This is a genomic window from Nocardia amikacinitolerans, from assembly GCF_900215415.1.
GTDB classification, from domain to species: domain Bacteria; phylum Actinomycetota; class Actinomycetes; order Mycobacteriales; family Mycobacteriaceae; genus Nocardia; species Nocardia amikacinitolerans.
The window spans coordinates 580590-601109 of sequence record NZ_OBEG01000005.1 but is presented as its reverse complement, the minus strand read 5'-3'; the positions used below and the strand labels follow the sequence as shown (position 1 = coordinate 601109).

Annotated in this window: 8 protein-coding genes; 1 reads left to right on the top strand and 7 read right to left on the bottom strand. The window is 70.2% G+C overall.

Features of this window, described 5'->3' with window-relative positions:
• Positions 1-4: 4 nt before the first annotated feature.
• From CRP45_RS34995 to CRP45_RS24290, 6 genes are all read right to left on the bottom strand, one after another.
• Positions 5-13672, bottom strand: coding sequence for a non-ribosomal peptide synthetase (locus CRP45_RS34995; protein ID WP_097247123.1), 13668 nt, complete (start codon positions 13670-13672; stop codon positions 5-7).
• Between the two features lie 21 nt (positions 13673-13693).
• Positions 13694-14350 carry a DUF6875 domain-containing protein gene (locus CRP45_RS24310; RefSeq protein ID WP_179830995.1) on the bottom strand — a complete coding sequence of 219 codons (657 nt, stop codon included), beginning with the start codon at positions 14348-14350 and terminating at the stop codon, positions 13694-13696.
• Between the two features lie 492 nt (positions 14351-14842).
• Positions 14843-16003 (bottom strand): acyl-CoA dehydrogenase, encoded by a 1161-nt coding sequence (locus CRP45_RS24305; protein ID WP_067787697.1) that lies wholly within the window; start codon positions 16001-16003, stop codon positions 14843-14845.
• A gap of 158 nt (positions 16004-16161) precedes the next feature.
• Positions 16162-16851, bottom strand: coding sequence for a TetR family transcriptional regulator (locus CRP45_RS24300; protein WP_097247122.1), 690 nt, complete (start codon positions 16849-16851; stop codon positions 16162-16164).
• A 65-nt stretch (positions 16852-16916) separates the two neighbouring features.
• A complete protein-coding gene (purE, locus tag CRP45_RS24295; protein WP_084483120.1) occupies positions 16917-17417 on the bottom strand; it encodes a 5-(carboxyamino)imidazole ribonucleotide mutase in 501 nt (166 codons plus the stop codon).
• On the bottom strand, positions 17410-18582 hold the full coding sequence (locus CRP45_RS24290) for a 5-(carboxyamino)imidazole ribonucleotide synthase (RefSeq protein ID WP_245910395.1): 1173 nt from the start codon (positions 18580-18582) through the stop codon (positions 17410-17412). Before CRP45_RS24290 ends, purE begins: the two co-directional genes overlap by 8 nt.
• Positions 18583-18669: 87 nt before the next feature.
• Here CRP45_RS24290 and CRP45_RS24285 point away from each other — a divergent pair, with 87 nt between their 5' ends.
• Positions 18670-19212 (top strand): GtrA family protein, encoded by a 543-nt coding sequence (locus CRP45_RS24285; protein WP_097247120.1) that lies wholly within the window; start codon positions 18670-18672, stop codon positions 19210-19212.
• Here the strand turns inward: CRP45_RS24285 and CRP45_RS24280 are convergent, their stop codons facing one another.
• On the bottom strand, positions 19213-20520 hold the full coding sequence (locus tag CRP45_RS24280) for an ATP-binding protein (protein WP_097247119.1): 1308 nt from the start codon (positions 20518-20520) through the stop codon (positions 19213-19215).

Below are 20520 nucleotides of genomic sequence, written 5' to 3'. Positions count from 1 at the left end.
GACATCAGCCGCGCTCCCGTAGGTACTCGGCCAGGATCGGGCCGATGACCGCGAGTGCCTCGGGTGTGGTCAGCCGGTTGTGTTCGTGACCGGTCTGATGGTCGACGATCGCGCCGCTGACGTAGGGCCGCCAGGTGTCCACGTTCGGCGAGTAGCCGGGCCTGCCGCTGGTGCTGCTGAAGAACAGCAGATCACCGTCGAACACGCCGGGCCGGTACTCGGCCGCCTGCCGGACCAACTGCTGGTAGTCCAGGTAAAGGCGTTCCAGAGCAGCGGCGTCCAGCGCGCCGAACGCGCCACCGGCCATCGCGCCCACCGCACCACCGGCCGCGTCGCCCAACAGACCCCCGCCACGCAGGAGTCCGGCGGCGCGTTCGGCCAGCGGCTGGTCGCCCGCCAGTTCGTCCGGGTCGATACCGCCGAATTCGGCGAGCAGAACCTCCGGCGGCGGCATCTCCGTCGCGCTCTCGGGTTCGACGTCGGCCCGACCGTCGATGATGACGAGCGCCGACACCGTCGCCCCTCGCCGTTGGAGTTCCACGGCGACCGCGTGGGCCAGCGGTCCACCAGCCGAATACCCGAGCACGCGGTAGGGGCCGTCCGGCTGAGCGTCCCGCATCTCGTCGACATAGCGCACCGCGCGTTCGGTCAGCGTCATGTCCGGTTGCGCCGCGGCGACGCCCGGCGATTGCAGCCCGTACACCGGATGGCCTGGATACAGATGACGCACCAATCCCGCGTAGCCCCAAGCCAATCCGATCGCCGGATGCACGCAGAACAGCGCGGGGCCGCTGCCGGACGGACGCAACGGCAGTAGCGGTCGCAGCGCGGGATCGGTACCGCCCGGTCCCTCCTCCGGTTGCTCCACGATGCGCTGGGCCAGCGCGCCCGGCGTGGGATCGCCGAACATCCACTGCACCGGTATGGCGTAGTCGAGCCGTTCGCGCAGTTCGTCGACCAAGCGGATCGCGACCATGGAGGTACCGCCGAGTTCGAAGAAGTTGTCGTCCAACCCGACTCGTTCCGCGCCGAGCACCTTCTCGAAAGCGCTCACCACCGCATGCTCGGTCCTGGTGACCGGCGGCCGGTAGGGCAGGTCGGTGCGCCGCTCGGCCAGGCTCGGCGGTGGGTCGTAGACAGCCGTGCCGGGCGGTGCGGTGACATCGATGTCGCCGAGCACCAGCTCCGGGTTGGTGGTGACGGCGTCGAGCAACTCGACGTACCGATCCGCGAGGGTCCGCGCGGTGGACGGTTCGAACAGGTCGAGGGCGAACGTGAGGCTGCAGTCGATGCCCGCGGGCGCTCCCTCCTCGTCGAACTGCTCGTCGAGCATCCACTCCAGATCGAATTTCGCTCCGATCGCGGGCATCTCGATCGCGCGGACCCCGAGTTCGGGCACCGAGCCGGGATTGAACTCGAAGTTCTGGAACGCCAGCAGCACCTGGAACAGCGGATGGTGGGAGGTGGAGCGTGCGGGCGCGACCACCTCGACCAACCGCTCGAATGGCATATCGGCATTGCCGAAGGCATCCAGGTCGCCGTCTTTCGTGGCGGCCAAGAGGTTCTCGAATGTTTCCTCGGGACGCACCCGACTGCGCAACACCAGGGTGTTGACGAACATGCCGACCAGCTCGTCGAGTTCTCCGTCACCGCGACCCGCGATGACCGTGCCGATCGCGACGTCCTGCTGCCCGGAGATGCGGCCGAGCAGCACGGCGAGGGCAGCGTGCGCCACCATGAAGATACTCACGCCGTGCCACCGAGCGATCTGCCGAATGCGTTGCTGCACAGCGACCTCGATGTGGAACTCGATCATGCCCGCGCGATGGGTGGACATGTTCGGCCGCGGATGGTCGCTCGGCAGCGACGTCACGTCGGGCAGTCCGTCCAGCGCGCCGCGCCAGTACTCCAGCTGCCGGTGCGCCAGGCTGTCGGGATCGTCGTCGGCGCCGAGCAGCTCGTGCTGCCACAGCGCGTAGTCGGCGTATTGCAGTGGCAGCGGCTGCCATTGCGGGGCGAATCCCGCGCGGCGAGCCGAGTAGGCCACCAGCACGTCGCGGGCCAACGGCGCCAGCGACGAGCCGTCGCAGGCGATGTGGTGCATGAGGACAACGAGTACGGTGCGCTGCGGTTCGATACGGAACAGCTCCACGCGCAGCGAGAGTTCGGTGGTCAGATCGAAACCACGCGCCGAGGCCGTGGCGACCATCCGCGGAACCGAGTCGGCGTCGACATCCGAGACACGAACCGGCACAAAGGCTTCCGCCACACCACGGACATCCTGGTACGGCTCGCCCTCGGCGTTCACCGGATACACGGTGCGCAGCGTCTCGTGGCGGGCGATGACGTCCATCAGCGCCGCCTGCACGACCCCGACATCCAGCTCACCCTCCACCTCCAGCGCGAGGGGCACGTTCTGCGCGGGCGAGGCGGGGTCGTAGCGGTTGAGGAACCACATCCGCCGCTGCGCCGCCGAAAGCGGGACGTAGGTCGGCCTGCGGCGCGGACCGGGACGCGGTCCGGGCGCCGCCGCCGAGGTGCGCACCGCTTCGGCCAGTCGCGCGACGGTCGGAGCGTCGAACACCATCCGCACCGGGACGCGACTGTTCAGCGCGGCGCCGAGGCGCGCGGCGATCCGGGTCGCGATCAGCGAATTCCCGCCGAGCGCGAAGAAGTCGTCGTCCAGACCCACCCGTGGCACGCCGAGCAGTTCGCCGAAGGTTTCGGCCACGATCCGCTCGGTGGGCGTCGTCGGCTCCCGGAAGCGGCCCGCGCGGATGTCGGGAGCCGGGAGCGCCCGCCGATCGAGCTTGCCGTTCGCGGTGCGCGGCAGAGCGTCGAGCACGACCAGCGCCGACGGCACCATGTACGACGGAAGTCGCTGCGCCAGAGAGGCTTTCAGCGCCTCGAGATCGATCGGCGCGAGGCCGGACGAGACGGTGCCCGAGTACTCGCCGTCCAGCGCACCGCCATCCTCCGCCCTCTCACGCACCTCGTCATCGAGCGCGTTCCCCAGCGGCTCACCGTCGATCACCTGCGCCCCCTGAGGCTCAGCACCGCTTGCCGCCACGTCGCGCACCTCGGTATCGAGGGCGTGTGCCAGCGGCTCGGCGTCGACCGCCGCTACCTGATGTACCGGGGCGTCCGCTGCCGTCGGTTCGAGCGCGTCGGCGTCGGGCGCCGTCTCCTCGGGCGAGCCGATGACGTGCGGCACCACGTAGCCGACGAGCAGTTCGCCGACGGACGGATCGGTGTAGACCGTCACCGCCGCTTGGTGGACGGCGGGGTCGCTGACCAGTGCCGACTCGATCTCGCCGAGTTCGATGCGGAGACCGCGCAGTTTCACCTGGAGGTCGCCGCGGCCCAGGTAGTCCAGTTCGCCGTTGCGTCTGCGCACCAGGTCGCCGGTGCGGTACATGCGTTCGCCGGGCGCGCCGTACGGGTCGGCGACGAAGCGCGCGGCGGTCAGCGGGGATCGGCCGTGGTAGCCGCGGGCGAGGGCGTGGCCGGACAGATACAGTTCGCCGACGACGCCGTCCGGCACCGGGTGCAGCCGCTCGTCGAGCACGCGGACCGCGAGACCAGGGGCAGGGCGACCGATGGTGATCTCGTCACCGGGCCGCAGGGCATCGCTGCCGGTCGCCCATACCGTGCTCTCGGTGGGTCCGTAGTCGTTGAAATGCAAGCGATCCGGCGCGGCCCACTGCTCGACCAGTTCCGGCGGGCACGGCTCGCCGCCGTTGATGATGCCGCGCAGCGCGGGGGCCGGGCCGAGTGCCGCGGCGTCCACCGAGCCGAGTGCCGACGGCGAGAGCGCGATGTGCGAAACGCGCTCGCGGGCAAGCAGTTCACCGAGCTCCGGCCCGCCGAAAGCGGTGGGACCGGCGATCACGAGCGTGGCGCCGGCGCCGACGGCCATCAGCAGCTCGAGCACCGCCGCGTCGAAGCTCGGGGACGCCACGGCGAGCACGCGCGAGTCCGCCGTGATGCGCATCCGATCACGTTGGGCGACAGTAAGGTTCGCCAGCCCCTCGTGCGTGACGACGACACCCTTCGGTCGTCCGGTGGAACCCGAGGTGAAGATGACGTAGGCCGGATTCTGCCAGCGCACCGGTGCCGTGCGTTCGGTGTCGTCGATCGGCACTCCGGTGGCCGAGTCGACCAGATCGGTGGTGGCCGGATCGTCCAGCGCGAGCCAGTGCACCGGCGCCTCACCGAAGTCTTCGCCGGAATCGTCGAAGCCAGCGCCCGGCAGCGTCGGCGCGACGGCGCACACCGTCACCCCGAGCCGCGCCCCGGAATCGTCCAGGATCTGGGTGATCCGCTCGGCCGGATAGGCCGGGTCGATCGGCACGAACGCGGCACCTGTCTTGGCCACCGCCCACACCGCGAGCACCGCGGGCAGCGAGCGCCGGATGGCGATCGCGACCAGCCCTTCCGGGCCCGCGCCGGCACCGATGAGCACCCGCGCCAACCGATTGGCGTGCTCGTCCAGCTCGCGGTAGGTGAGCCGGGAGACCCCGTCGACCACCGCGACACCGTCCGGATTGCCCGCCACCGCCGCCGCGAGCAGCTCCGGCAACACGGTCGGTTCCGCCACCGAACGCTGGGCTTGGAGGTCGAGGGTCGCGGATTCTTCCGCGTCGAGCAGGTCGACATCACCAACGGGCGCTTCTGGAGCCGCGACAACCGCGCGCAACAGCCGCAGCCAGCGATCCGCGAACCGCTCGACGGTGTCCTGGTCGAACAGATCGGTGGCGTAGCCGAAGCGGATCGTCAGGCCCGACGTCTCGTCCGGCGCCACCGTGACGCTCAAATCGAAACGCAGGCTCTGCTGTTCCAGCTCCACCGGAGCCACGTGCAGATGGGACAGTGCGAGCTCGACCGGTGCGAGATTCTGGAACACCAGCATGACCTGGACCAGCGGATGCCGCGCCGCCGAGCGGGCCGGATCGAGCACGTCGACCAGGCTCTCGAACGGGATGTCCGCGTGCGCGAAGGCATCCAGATCGGTGCGCCGCGTCTCGGCGAGCAGATCGGCGAACGTGGCGGCCGAGTCGATCTCGGTGCGCAACACGACGGTGTTGACGAACATGCCGACCACGTCGTCCAATTCGGCCGCGCCGCGACCAGCGACCGGCGTGCCGATCGCGATGTCCGAGGCGCCGCTGAGCCTGGCGAACAGGGCCGCGAGCGCGGCGTGCAGCACCATGAACAGCGAACTGTGGTTGGTCCGGCCGAGTTCGTCCAGCGCGGCGGCCAATTCGGCATCGACCGTGCGCAGTACAGTGCCGGCGCGCAGCGACGGGATGGCGGGACGCGGCCGATCCGCGGGCAGCTCGAGCCGGTCCGGCAGATCCTTCAGTGTGGTGGTCCAGTAGTCGAGCTGCGCGGCGAGCAGGGATTCCGGGTCATCGGCTGAACCGAGCCGCTCCCGCTGCCAAAGCGTGTAATCCGCGTACTGCACCGGCAATTCGGTCCAGCCAGGGACGGCACCGCTGGATCGCGCCGCGTAGGCCGCGAGCACGTCCCGTGCGAGCGGTCCCATGGAGAACCCGTCCGCGCTGATGTGGTGCACCACCACGACGAGGACGTGCTCGCCGTCGGCGACGCGGAACAGGCGCAGCCGCAACGGAACCGCGGCCGCGACGTCGAATCCCGCTGTGACGCACTCCAGTACGGCGGCCGGAAGCTCGTCCGCCGTGATCGCGATCGGCTCCGGGTCGAGTTCCACCGCGTCCGGCGGCAGCACGACCTGGTAGCCGACGCCGTCGCGCGCCGGGTACACGGTGCGCAGGGCCTCGTGCCTGGCCAGCACATCGGTCAGCGCCGCGCGCAGTGCGGCCACGTCGAGGTCGCCGCGCAGGCGGAGCACCGCGGGGATGTTGTACGCGCCGGATTCCGTGTCGTACTGGTTGACGAACCACATCCGCTGCTGCGCGGGCGCGAGCGGAATGTGCTCGGGCCGCGGACCGGAGCGGGGCCCGATGCTGGGACGCGCACCGTCGCCCGCCGCGGGCAACCGGGCGGCCAGCGCGCGCACCGTCGGCGCCTCGAACAACAACCGGACCGGCACCTCGATGTCGAGTGCGGCGCCGAGCCTGGCGGTCACCCTCGTCGCGGACAGCGAATCACCCCCGAGCGCGAAGAAGTCGTCGTACGCGCCGACACCGGGCCGATCGAGTACCGCGCCGAAAACCTCGGCGACGACGCGTTCGACGCCGATCGGAGCCACGTATTCGACTGCGACGCATTCCGGTTCGGGTAGCGCGCGCACGTCGACCTTGCCGTTGCCGGTCACCGGCAGGACGTCGAGCACGGTCACCGCCGCGGGCACCAGGTGGCGTGGCAGGCGGCGCACCAGATGGTCGCGCAGGCGCGCGCCATCGAGTTCGGCGCCCGCCGTCGGAGCGACGTAGGCCGCGAGCGCCAGGTCGCCGGTGGATCCGCGCCGCGGCACGGTGACCGCGAGCCCGACTCCGGGCACGTCGCGCAGCACCGCGTCGACCTCGCCGGGTTCGACTCGGATGCCGTGCAGCTTCACCTGGGAATCGTTGCGGCCCATGTATTCCAGGCCGGTGCGCGAGACGCGGCGCACGAGATCGCCGGTGCGGTACATCCGGTCGCCGGGAGCGCCGAACGGGTTGGGCACGAACCGAGCGGCCGTCAGACCGACGCGGCCGTGGTAGCCGCGCGCCAGACCGGGCCCCATCAGATACAGCTCACCGATCGTCCCGACCGGCGCGGGCCGCAGCCAGCGGTCGAGCACGACCAGACCGAAGCCCGGCATCGGCTCACCGAGCTCGGCGGCTTCGCCGGGGACCAGAGCCGCGCTGAAGGTCGCGGCGACGGTCGCCTCGGCCGGTCCGTAGGAGTTCATCATCGACCGGCCGGCGCCGACCCTGGCGGTGAGCTCGGGCGGACAGACCTCGCCACCGGTGACCACCGTGCGCACGCTGTTCCACGACGCGGTCGAGAGCGTGGCAAGCACGGCGGGCGGCGCGATGACGTGGGTCACCTCGTTCGCCACGATCACGGAGGTCAGCTCGTCGCCCACGGTCGCCGCCGCGGGCGCGACGACCAGCGTGGCGCCGGTGTAGAAGGTGGACAGCCACACCAGCGTCGCGGCGTCGAAATTCGGGTTCACGCTGAGCAGGACGCGATCGCCCGGCCTGGCCCGCATGCGCGCCGCGGTGCCCACCGCGAGCCCGCCGAGTCCGGCGTGGGTCACCACGACGCCCTTGGGCGTTCCGGTGGATCCCGAGGTGTAGATCAGGTAGGCGGGGTGTTCCGCGCGCAGCGGGCGCGGCCGGTCGGCGTCGGTGATCGCCGCGTCGGCATGGTCCGACAGCTCGGCGCGCAGCACCGGATCGTCGAGCAGCAGCCAGGACACCGTGCCGGGCAGGCGATCTCGGTGTTCCGCGGTGGTGATACCGAGCGGCGCGCCACTGTCGGCGGCGAGGGTCGCGAGGCGTTCCTCGGGATGGTCGATATCGACGGGGACGAACGCGGCGCCGGACTTCGCGATCGCCCACACCGCGACGAACCAGTCGACGGACCGCGGCAGCGCGAGCAGCACGCAGGTCTCCGGGCCAGCACCGGCCGCGATGAGCTTGCGCGCCAACCGATTCGAGCGGGCGTCGAGTTCCGTGTACTCGATGGCTTGCGCGTCGTCCTCGACCGCGACCCGGCCGGGACGCACGCCGGAACGCAGCAGATCGGGCAGCAGCCGCATCGGCTGCGGTCGGGAGCGCAACACCTCGGCGCGCTCCACGCCGCACACACCGGCGGCTTTGGCCGCCGGGTCGGCGGCCATGCGGTCGAGCATCCGCACCAAGCGGTCGCCGATCGCCTGTGCCTCGGCGGCATCGAAGAAGCCGGTGGCGCAGCTGAGGATCAGCCGCAGCGTGTCGCGCGCGTGCGCGGCCAGCGACAGCGGGTAGTGGGTGCCGTCGCGGCCGCGGAAGTCCCGTACCCGCAGCGCCGCGTGCTCGGCGGCGCTGCGCAGGGCCGCCGCGTCCACCGGATAGGACTCGTAGACGATCGCGGTGTCGAAGAGCACGCCGAGCCCGGCGGCGGACTGGATCTCGGTGAGCCCCGCGATGTGGTGGTCGAGCAAGGCGCCCTGCTCGCGCTGGATCCGGCGCAACAGGTCACCGACCGGCTCGGCGGGATCGAGGGCGATGCGCACCGGAAGGGTGTTGACCAGCATGCCGACGATGCGCTCCGCGCCGGGCAGATCGGCAGGGCGGCCGGAAACCGTTGCCCCGAAGACGATGTCGGTCTCACCGGTCAGCTCGGCGAGCAGCATGCCCCAGGCGCACTGCACCACCGTGTTGAGGGTGACGCCCTGGTCGGCCGCCATGCGCTGGAGGGCGAGGGCGCTCGCCGGTGCGAGCGGCAGCTCCAGATCCAGTTTCCCGGAGCCGGTGCGCTGCGGGGCGCGGCCCGCGGTGACCAGTGTCGGGCCGGGCAATCCGGAAAGCGCGTCCGTCCATGCCGCCGTCTCAGCGGCGCGGTCCCGGTGCGTCAGCAACGCGAGATAGTCGCGGTAGGAGACCGGCTGCGGGAAACCCGCTCCGTCCCCGCCGCTTTGGTACCGCGCGAGCAGTTCGGCGAGCAGCAGCGGCATGGACCAGCCGTCGAGAACCAGGTGGTGGTTGGTGACGAGCAGGCGGATGTCGTCCTCGCCGCACCGCGCGCACACGAACCTGACCAGCGGCGGACGGGCTGGGTCGAACGGCGCGGCAAGCTCGCGGGCCGCGAACGCGTCGAACTCGTCGGGGTCGACATCCACTGTGCGCCAGGGGACCTCGACGTCGGCGAGCACGATCTGCACCGGCTCGTCGGCGCCCGCGACGAACGCGGTGCGCAACGCTTCGTGTTGGCGCACGGTCGCGGTGGCGGCGGCAGCGAGTCGCTCGATGTCCACCGCTCCGTCGAATTCGAACACCGCCTGCACCGAGTACTCGTCGGTGCGGCCCGCGGCCAGCTGCGCGTGGAAGAGCAGACCGTGCTGGAGCGGGGCAAGTGGCCAGACGTCCGTCATGGCTGGATACCTGGTGGCCCAGGCATCCAGCTGGCGCTGACCGACCGAGACCAGGGGCAGATCGGAGGGCGTCAGCTTGCCCGCGTCGGGCTCCGCCAACTGGCGCGCCAGTTCCTCCAGTGCGGAAATCCATGCACTGGCGAGGGATTCGATTTCGGCGCCGTCGACGACCTTCGAGGCGTACCGCCACACCGCTTGCAGCACCGAACCTTTCGGGCGTTCGACGACCACCGCGTCGATGGCGAGGACCGCCGAAGCCGGTAGCTCGGCGCCGCCGCCCAGGCTCGCCGCGAGCGAGACCGGCAGCCACGGCACCGCGTTCTCCGGCGCTTCGGTGTCGCCCTCGGCCACCTGGCCGAGGTAGTTGAATCCGAGCTGCGGGTCCGGTGCCGCGCCGAGGACGGCGGCGGTTTTCGGATTCGAATGCCGCAGCAGGCCGAAGCCGATGCCGCCGCGCGGGACGGCGCGCAGCTGTTCCTTCACCGCGGCGAGCGCGTCGAGCGGACCGGCGTCGCCGATCTCCAATCGGACGGGGAACTGACTGGTGAACCAGCCGACGGTGCGGGAGAGATCGGCGCCGGGGACGGCGGCCTCCTCGCGGCCGTGCCGCTCCAGCATGACCAGCGCGGGGCCGGATTCCGCACGGTGCTCCGCGAGCACCGAGGCCAGCGCGGTCAGCAGCGCCTCCTCCATACCGCAGCGGTAGGTGGCGGGCAGCCGGTCGAGCAGCGTCGCGGTGGTCGCCGCGGGCAGGCTCAGTTCGAGGCGCTCGATGGTGTCGCCGGTGTCCACGTTCGGGTCGAGCCCGCGGCGGCCGAGCGGCGGATCGGGGGTGGCGAGCACGGCGGCCCAGTGGTCGGCCTCGGCGACCCACGACTCTGTCGTCGCCGTTTCGGTGAGCGCGTGCGCCCACGTGCGCATGGAGGTGCCGACGGAGGGCAGTTCGGGCGTCTCGTCGGCGTGCGCCTGCGCCCATGCGGAGATCAGATCGGCGATCAGAATGCGCCAGGACACCGCGTCGACGGCCAGGTGGTGGATGACGAGGACGAGCCTGCCCGCCGCTTCCGTACCGGCATCGAGCCAGGTCGCCGCGACCATGATCCCGGCCTCCGGCGCGAGCCGCGCGGTGGCCGCCGTGACGACGGATTCGGTGTCCACGCCGTCGATTTCGAGGACCCGTACGCGCTCGAGCAGCGTCTCGGCCGCGATCGTCCCGGGCGCCGCGACCTCCAGTCCGCCGCGAACCACCCTGGCGCGCAACATGTCGTGCCGGTCGAGCACCGCGCCGAGGGTGCGGACCAGTTCGGACTCGCTCAGCCCGGTGGGCAGGGCGAGCACCACGGACTGACCGAATCGCTGCCATCCCGGCTGCTCCAGCAGCCAGTCCACGATGGGCGTCCTCGGCAGGAAACCCACTCCACCGCCGGGCAATTCGGCCAGCGCATGCCGCTCGCCCGGCGCGGTGACCACCGCAGCCAGCGCTGCGGGCGTCGGATGCTCGAACACGTCGCGCGCGGAGAACACCAGATCGGCCGCCCGGCCGCGGGCGACCAGCTGGATGGAGAGGATCGAGTCGCCGCCGAGCGCGAAGAACGACACGTCCGCGCCGACCGACGGCACGCCGAGCACTTCGGCGAACAGTTGGCACAGAACGCCCTCGACCTCCGACGCGGCGGCCCGCGGCGCCTCTTCGGCCATCGGCTCAGGCAGCGCGCGCCGGTCCACCTTGCCGTTGCCGGTGATGGGCAGCGCGTCCAGCACGGTGATGGCGCCGGGCACCATGTGGCCGGGCAGCCTGCGCATGCAGAATTCGCGCAGGCTCGGCACGTCCAGTTCGGCGGTCTGCGAATCGTGGTGTACCGGAACCACATACGATGCGAGCATGGCGCGTCCGGACGCGCCGGTGCGCACGACCGTGACGGCGATCTCCACCTCCGGGTGCGAATCGAGCACCGCGTCGACCTCGCCGGGTTCCACCCGCATACCGCGCAGCTTCACCTGGAAATCGCTGCGGCCCAGGTACTCCAGCACGACACCGTCGGCTACGGCCGTCTCGCCGGACGGTTCGACCGAGCGCCAGTAGACCAGGTCGCCGGTGCGGTACATCCGGCTGCCCGCCGGTCCGAACGGGTCGGCGACCAGACGTTCCGCCGTCAAACCGGGGCGTCCCGCGTATCCGCGTGCCACGCCGGGTCCGGCGATGTAGAGCTCACCGGGTGTGCCGATCGGCACCGGCGCGAGCCGCTGATCGAGAACCAGCAGGCGCGCGCCCGGCACCGGCCGACCGAGGCCCGCGGGGCGTTCGAGGTCCATGGCATCGGTGAAGGTGGCCGCTACGGTCGTCTCGGACGGGCCGTACGAGTTCACCAGCCTGCGGCCGGAACCGAAGCGCGCCACCAATTCCGGCGGGCAGATCTCACCACCGGTGGTCACCGCGAGCACGCCGTCCAGGGCGTCGTCCGGCAGCGTGGCGAGCACGGCGGGCGTCGAGCACAGGTGGGTGATCCCGTATTCCGCTACGGCGGCAGTGATTTCGGCGCCCGCCATGGCGTCGCCACGGCCGATCACCAGTGTCGCGCCGCTGCCGAAGGCGACGAGCAGTTCCAGCAGCGACGCGTCGAAACTCGGGTTCAGGCAATGCAGCACGCGCGAACCGACCTCGGGTCGATAGGCCTCGCGCACGGCGGCGGCCAGCCCCGCGATACCGGAGTGCGAGACGACCACGCCCTTCGGCACGCCGGTGGACCCGGAGGTGAAGACGACATAGGCGGCGTGCTCGAGGCGCAGATCGCGCCGCGAGTCGGCCTCATCGTCTCCTGATGTGGGTGCATCGAGAACCGCCGCGTCCGAGTCGATCTCGATCCACCGCACTCTGTCGGGCAACCGGGATGCTTGCTCGCGGGTGGTGATACCCAGTCGTGCACCGCATTCCGACGCCATCTTGGCGACCCGCTCGGCGGGGTTGCCGGTGCCCAGCGGGACGTAGGCCGCGCCGGAACGCACCACGCCCCAGAACGCGAGCACCGACTCCATCGAGCGCGGCAGCGCGACGAGCACCGACTCGTCCGGCGCCGCACCGAGCCGGGTCAGTTCCCCGGCCAAACCCCTTGCGGCGCTGTCTAGTTCGCCGTAGGTGAGGGTGCGCTCGCCGTCCATCACGGCCACGGTGTCCGCGCCCGCCGCGCGCAGTCCCTCGTCGAGCACATCCGGCAGCAGTCTGGGGGCGGGTGGCGTTGGGCCGTGCGCTCCTTCGCGCAGGACAAGCTCGTCGTCGAGGAAGTACTCGACCTCGCGGACCGGGGTGTCCGGGTCGGCGTCCAGCAGCGCCTCGAACAGCTTCAGGAACCGCAGGTGATGGCGGGCGAGGGATTCCTCGTCGTAGAGATCGGGATTGGCGGTGAAGTCGAGATAGATCGGCGCCTGCGCGCCGTGCTGGTAGATGTTGACGAACAGGTCCTCGATCGGGCCGGACGTGATCACGTGCAGATCGGTCTCGATGCCCGTGAAGTGCACCTCGGCGGGGAACAGCATGATGTTGACCACCGGGCCGACGATCCCGCGCCCGCCCGCGACCGCCGCCACGCCGTCCGCGCCCCGCCGGATCTCCTCGTGCCGAAAACGCTGGTGGCGCAGGGCGCCCGAGACCTCGAGCCGGATCGCGTCCACGATCTCGGCCATGGTGCTGCGCTCACCCACCGTGACCCGCAGCGGAACGATATTGGCCAGCATGCCGCCGGAGCGGCGCAGCATCGCGGTGGTGCGTCCGGAGACCGGCAGGCTGAGCACCACATCGTGCGCCCCGGTGGCCTGCGCGTAGTAGACAGCGAGCGCCGCCATCGCGATACCGGGCGTGCCGACGCCGTAGCGCGACGCGGCGGCGTCGAGTCGTGCCTTCGTCTCGTCGGAGAGCCGCTGCCGGTGCTGACGTCCGAGCGCGTGCGCGGGCGCGGCGCCCGGCACCAGACTGCACCGTTCGGACATGTCCGACATGCGCTGCGACCAGTACTCCGCGTCGGCGGTGAATCGGCTCGACTTCCGGTAGCGCACTTCGTCGTCGTAGATCTCGCGCAGCCCGGACGCCTTGCACGGTGACGGCTCCTCGCCTGCCAACGCCGCGTTGTACAGCTCGGCGACGCGATAGAGCCCCGTCGCGGACGCGAAACCGTCCAGCGCGATGTGGTGCGCGCGCGAGTACCACAGCACGCGATCGGGGGCGACCCGGATCAGCACCGACACACCAGGACGCTCGTTGATCAGGTCCACCGGGGCGGCCACGTCCGCCCGCATCCAGCGCATGGCCTCGGCGTCCGGGTCCTCGGCATCGCTGAGGTCCAGGTAGCTCAGATTCGTGTGCAGGCTCGGATCCACGACCTGATAGGGCTGCCCGTCCCGAACCCCGAACCGCAGCAGCGCGGTCTCGTACTCGTGGGCGACTCGATGCGAGACCTCGATCAGCGTGTCGACATCCAGCGGCCCGCGCATCTCGATGTATTGCGCTTCGTTCAGCGGCACCGAAGGATCCAGCTGCTGTGCGTACCACATGCCGAGCTGCGCGGGCGAGAGCGGGAAGCCCTCGTTCTCGCTCACGTCGATGCCCCGCGCGGCCGAAAGTCCGTGCGTCATAGTCGATCCCCTTGATTCGAGTCAGCCGGCTCTACGCGTCGTTGCGGAAATCGGCGTGGCGTTCTTTCTGGTCGGTGACGCGCCGTTCGTCTCCGGCTCCTCCAGGAGCTCGTAGGCGGGCACGTCGGTATCGGAGCTCGCGGTCAACCGGCTGACCATCACCTGCCGCACATGGGCGGGCAGCGTGGGCGCGAACTTCTTGACATAGGCGGCCATCCACTCCGGCCGCGCGAGCAGGAACGGGAAGTCGGTGGTCATCATGCTGCGCACGACGAGCATCGGGATCGGCGAATCGAGCGGGTGGAAGTCCTTGTTCCACAACCCCGGCTCCTTGCAGCCGGGGTAGAACTGCCCCAGCATGAAGCCGCGCTCGACGAACCTCGACTTGAGCTCGTTGTGCAAATCATCGATCAGCGAGAAATCCCGGAGGTCCGGCAACACGGTGACGAGGGCGCGCAGCGCCGAGCCGCCGCCTTCGGTCGGAGCCAGCCGCCCGAACAGGTCGAGCGCGTCCTCGATGACCAGTCGCACGTACGGCGGCCACGGACGCCCGCCAGGCACCCGGCCGACCCACATCAGATCGCGGCGCAGCGACGGCCGGACGTACGGGCAGACCGGCCCCTCACGCCCGAGGTCCGGAACATGGCCGGTCAAATAGTCCTCGGCCCAGGTCCGCACGAAGTCGACGGTGGACTTCGTGTGCGGACACGAAATATCTGTGTCGGACAGGGGGAACCAATTCATTCCCGACCTCGGTCCGATGACGATCTCGCCCATCACTCACCTCGACACACAGCGAGGTCGAGTGCGGTTTCGCGAACCCCCGGACAAATGAGTAGTCGATCACCCGATTTTCTCGAGAAGTGCATATCCAGAACATGTGCGGTATGGCGTAACACGCGTCAGCTCCTGCCGAAGTACCCACGAAGCGCCCGTTCAGGCGCCTCCTATCAGCGAGGATCGACGTCAGCCTCCAAAAGCCCCGACCGGCTTCCGAAATAATCCAGCTATCAATGTTTATGGGCCGGCAGGTCTCGAAACGAGCTACTTCGCGGACACGATGAGGCAACCGATCGGACTCGGATGCGTGTCACCGAACAGTTGGCAGAACAAAAAAGGAGACGGCCGGGTAACAACCCCGGCCGTCTCCAGTTCGGCGTGGTGCGAGCGTCAGCCGCGCAGCAACGCCCTGGACATCACCACACGCTGGATCTGGTTGGTGCCCTCGTAGATCTGGGTGATCTTGGCGTCGCGCATCATCCGCTCGACAGGGAAGTCGGTGGTGTAGCCCGCGCCGCCGAAGAGCTGGACGGCGTTGGTGGTGACCTCCATGGCCACGTCCGACGCGAAGCACTTGGCGGCAGCGGAGATGAAGCCGAGGTTCTTCTCGCCACGCTCGGCGCGGGCGGCCGAGGTGTAGACCATGAGGCGGGCGGCCTCGATCTTCATCGCCATGTCGGCCAGCATGAACTGGGTGTTCTGGAAGTCGGCGATGGCGGTGCCGAACTGCTTGCGGTCCTTGGTGTAGGCGATCGCCGCGTCCAGCGCGCCCTGGGCCAGACCGACGGCCTGCGCGCCGATGGTCGGGCGGGTGTGGTCGAGGGTCTGCAGCGCGGTCTTGAAACCGGTGCCCGGCGCGCCGATGATGCGGTCGCCGGGGACGCGGCAGTTCTCGAAGTACAGCTCGGCGGTCGGCGAGCCCTTGATGCCGAGCTTGTGCTCGAGCGGGCCGACGACGAAGCCCTCGTCGTCCTTGTGCACCATGAACGCGGAGATGCCGTTGGCGCCCTTGTCGGCGTCGGTCACGGCCATCACGGTGTACCAGGAGGACTTGCCACCGTTGGTGATCCAGCACTTGGAGCCGTTGATGATCCAGTCGTCGCCGTCCTGCTTGGCGCGGGTGCGCATGGAGGCGGCGTCGGAGCCCGCCTCGCGCTCGGACAGCGCGTAGGAGGCCATCTCACCGTTGACGATGTCGGCGAGCACCTTCTGCTTCAGCTCCTCGGAGCCGTTCAGGATCAGGCCCATGGTGCCGAGCTTGTTGACCGCGGGGATGAGCGAGGAGGAGCCACAGACGCGGGCGACCTCTTCGATCACGATGCAGGTGGCGACCGAGTCGGCGCCCTGGCCGCCGTAGGCCTCCGGCACGTGCACGGCGTTGAAGCCCGCGGCGTTCAGCGCGGTTAGCGCCTCCTCCGGGAAGCGGGAGTTACCGTCGACGTCCTTGGCGTACGGCGCGATTTCCTTCTCCGCCAGACCGCGGATGGCCGCCCGCAGTTCGTCGTGGAAGTCCTCGAGCTTGAACAGGTCGAAATCGGGGTTTCCCGCCATGGGACACGCTCCTGGGTGGTGGGCTCGAGCCGCGGTCGGCGGCCGGCGTTCATCTCGGCACTCAGTGCCACTTCATGCGCCAGTATACGCACAGAATTCCGTGCCACGTGGGGTGATCTTCTGGCACTGAGTGTCAACGCTGGGGTGGGTGGCTCAGATCACAGACTACCGAGTTTGCGGGTCAGCAGATCGGCGACCTGGCGCGACGGCATGTCCCTCGGAAACACCGCGACCACCATCTCCTCCGCGTCGTGGGCCCGGCCGCGTCCGCGCGGAATGGCCGCCAGCTCCACCCGCAGATCCGCGGCGCCCGCGTCCGACTCGCCGCGCACCATCCGGCGCAGCAGATAGTTGTGCGTGGCGGTGACCGCCGCGGTGAACTGCACCCTGGCCAGATCGGGCGCGTCCGGCAGACGCTCGCGCAGATAGTCGGTGAACAGGCGCTCGTAGCGGAACACGGTGACGATCTCGCGCTCGCGCAGGGCGGGCACCCGGCGCACCACCTGGTAGCGCCGCGCCGCGATCTCCCGCCACTGCGTGAACCGCTCGAAGACCTGCACGACGGCCGCGCACACGGCATCCCACGGATCCTCGTCCTGCGCAGCCGCCAGGTAAGCCGCCGCCTGCGCCAGCTGCGACTCGTGATCGGCGAAGATCACGTCCTCCTTCGACCGGAACTGCCGGAAGAACGTCCGCCGGGAAATCCCCGCCGCCTCCGCGATCTCGTCGACCGTCGTCGCCTCGTACCCCTTGTCCGCGAACAACCGCAGCGCCTGATCCACCACGGTCAACCGAAACCGCGCGGGATCCTCCCCGGCCCGCACCCGCCCACTCTCCTCAGTTGCCACGGCAGCCACCGTAGCGACCGACGCGAGACGACCGGCACCCACGCGCCGGGTGGTACCGGGGCACCTCAGCCCAGGAGTTTGGTGCGGAGGGCTTCGTCCTTTTCGAGGACCAGTTTTTCGAGGTCGGCCTGGAATTGGGTCATGCGGGTGCGCAGGGTCGGGTCGGCGGCGGCGAGGATGCGGACGGCGAGCAGGCCCGCGTTGCGCGCACCGCCGATGGAGACGGTGGCGACCGGGACGCCCGCGGGCATCTGCACGATCGAGAGCAGGGAGTCCATGCCGTCGAGGTACTTCAGCGGGACCGGCACGCCGATCACCGGAAGCGGGGTCGCGGAGGCGACCATGCCGGGCAGGTGGGCCGCGCCGCCCGCGCCCGCGATGATCACCTGGACGCCGCGATCGGCCGCCTCGCGCGCGTAGTCGAGCATGCGCTGCGGCGTGCGGTGCGCCGAGACCACACCCACCTCGAACGGCACGCCGAACTCGGCGAGCGCCTCGGCGGCCGCCTCCATGGTCGGCCAGTCGGAGTCGCTGCCCATGATCAGGCCAACTCGAGGATTACTCATGGGGGTCCCATCCGTCGGTCCACACCGCGTGCGACATCCAGTGCGCCGCCCGCTCTGCCTTCTCGCGCACCTCGGCCACGTCGTCGCCGAGGATGTTGATGTGCCCGATCTTGCGATCGGGGCGTTCGCCCTTGCCGTACAGGTGCACCTTCGCGTCGGGCATCCTGGCGAACAGGTGGTGCAGCCGCTCGTCCATCGACATCTCGGGCGCCTGCTCGGCGCCGAGGATGTTGGCCATCACGGTGACCGGAGCCAGCGGGCTGGTGTCGCCCAGCGGGTAGTCCAGCACGGCACGCAGGTGCTGCTCGAACTGCCCGGTGCGCGCACCGTCCATGCCCCAGTGGCCGGAGTTGTGCGGGCGCATCGCCAGCTCGTTCACCAGCAACGCGCCGTCGTGCGTCTCGAAGAGCTCGACGGCCATCGCGCCGACCACGCCGAGTTCGGCGGCCAGGTTCAGCGCCAGGGTCTCCGCCACGGCGGCCTGCTCGTCGGCCAGATCCGGCGCCGGCGCGATCACCACCGCGCACTGCCCCTTGCGCTGCACGGTCTCCACGACCGGCCAGGTCGCGGCCTGCCCGAACGGCGAACGGGCCACCATCGCCGAGAGCTCGCGCTTCAGATCGACCTTCGCCTCGGCGAGCAGCCGAACGCCGTGTGCGAGCTGATCGGTGACGATCCGCTCGGCCTCGGCCGCGTCGGCGGGCATCCAGACACCGCGGCCGTCGTAACCGCCGCGCACCGCCTTGAGCACGAACGGCCAGCCGTGCTCGTCGCCGAAGCGCACCGCGTCGGCGGGCTCGGCGACCGGGGTGAACGCGGGCACCGGGACGCCGAGCTCGGTGAGCTTGGTCCGCATGGCCAGTTTGTCCTGGGCGTAGACCAGTGCCTGCGGCGGCGGCGCCACGTTGACGCCCTCGGCGACCAACGCCTCGAGGTGCTCGGTCGGCACGTGCTCGTGGTCGAAGGTCAGCGCGTGCGAACCGACGGCGGCCTTGCGCAACGCGGCGAGATCGGTGTGACTGCCGAGGACCACGTCGGGACTGACCTGCGCGGCCGGGTCCCCCGGGTTCTCGGCGAGCACCCGGAGCCGCTGGCCGAGCGCGATCGCGGCCTGATGGGTCATTCGCGCGAGCTGACCGCCACCGATCATGGTGACGGTGGGCATCGCGGCTTGATCGAAGGAACGGGTACTCACGTCGTGCAATCTTGTCATGTCCGGCCGCAATGACCGCTACCGGTACACTCGGCTCTCGTGTCTTTCGTCGACGACGTGGTCAGCGTCCTCCCCCGACCCCTGCGGGAGATCGCCTACCGCCACCACGAGCTGATCAAGTTCGCCATCGTCGGCGCGACGACCTTCGTGATCGACAGCGGGATCTTCTACTTCCTCAAGCTGACCGTGCTGACCGAGAAGCCGGTCACCGCGAAGATCATCTCCGGCGTCATCGCCGTGATCGCCTCCTACATCCTGAACCGGGAGTGGTCGTTCAAGAACCGCGGCGGCCGGGAACGCCACCACGAAGCGCTGCTGTTCTTCGCGGTCAGCGGCGTCGGCGTTGCGCTGAGCAACATCCCGCTGTGGATCTCGAGCTACGTGTTCGATCTGCGGCAGCCGAACGTCAGCTTCGCCGTCGAGAACATCGCCGATTTCATCAGCGCCTTCGTCATCGGCAACCTGCTCCAGATGGCTTTCCGATTCTGGGCGATGCGGCGCTGGGTCTTCCCCGACGAGATGACCGAGCTGGAAGCCGAGCTCGAGGAACTCATCGAAGAGGAACAGCTCGGCCAGGCCTGATCAGCGCGGCTCCGGCACCGCACCCGTCGTCCGAGTCGGCGTCCACGATCCGAGGAACACCGCGAACAGCGCGGGTCTGCGCCGCTGCAACTCCAGCCGACCGCCGTCCGCCTCGATCAACGCGCGCGCCAACGCCAAGCCGACGCCCGTCGACCCGCCCGCGGAGAAGCCGCGATCGAAGATGTGCGGCGCCAGCTCGTCGCGCACGCCCTCGCCCTCGTCGGCCACCTCCACGCACACCAGCGGCTCGCGGGCATTGCCGGGACGGACCGTGCGCACCGACACCGTGCAGGTCCCGCCGCCGTGCATGAGCGCGTTGTCGATGAGCACCGTCACCGCCTCCCGCAGGCGCGACGGGGTGATCGGCGCGCGCAGCGTTTCGTCGCCGGTCAGCACCAGCTCGCGCCCCGCCTCGTCGAACGGCCGCTTCCACTCGGCGACCATCCCGCACAGCTCGTCCATCACCGGGATCGGATCGCGGTCGGCCGCGTCCTCGTCGCGGGAAGCGCGGACCAGTTCGTCGATGGCCTCGGTGAGCCGGTCGACCTGCGCCATCGCCTCCTCGGCCTCGTGCACCACCTCGGGATCGGCGTGCGCGGAGAGTTCGTCCAGGCGCAGCCGCACCGCGGTCAGGCGGCTGCGCAGCTGATGGGAGACGTCGGCGACCAGCGCGTGCTCGCGTTGCAGACGGCCCGCGATCTCGACGGTGGCCGAGTCGAGCACGTCGGAGACGCGGTCCAGTTCGGAGATGCCGTGCCTGCGCGGGTCGGCGCGGAAGTCGCCCATCGCCAGCCGGGCCGCGCGCGCCGCGACGTCACGCAGCGGATCGGCGACCCGGCGCGCGGTCACCACCGCGACCGTCACCGCCGCGCCGAGCGAGGCGAGCACGGCCAGCGCCACCACCGCGACCGCCTGCCGCTGCCGCGCGTGCATCGGCGCGGCGGGTACCTCGAGGCGCAGCGATCCCGAGGTACCCATGGACAACGATTCCACCAGCGGGTCGGGCACCGAGTCCGCGCCGATGTCGAGGCGCGAGGCGTTGTCCTGCGGGCTGGGGTAGACGATCGTGAGCTTGCCGTTCTCCGGCACCAGCGGACGCACCACGCGCACGTCGAGACCGCCGCGCACCAGACCGTCGTCCTGTTCCTGGGCGATGACCTCGGCGGCGATCCGGTCCAGCCTGCTCTGCAAGTCGTTGCGGGTGATGTCCTCGACCCACAGCCAGGCCGTGTAGGTCAACGGGACGCCGAGCACGACCGTGGTCAAGGTGAGCACGGTCAGCATCGACCGCAGGATTCGGCGCCGCAC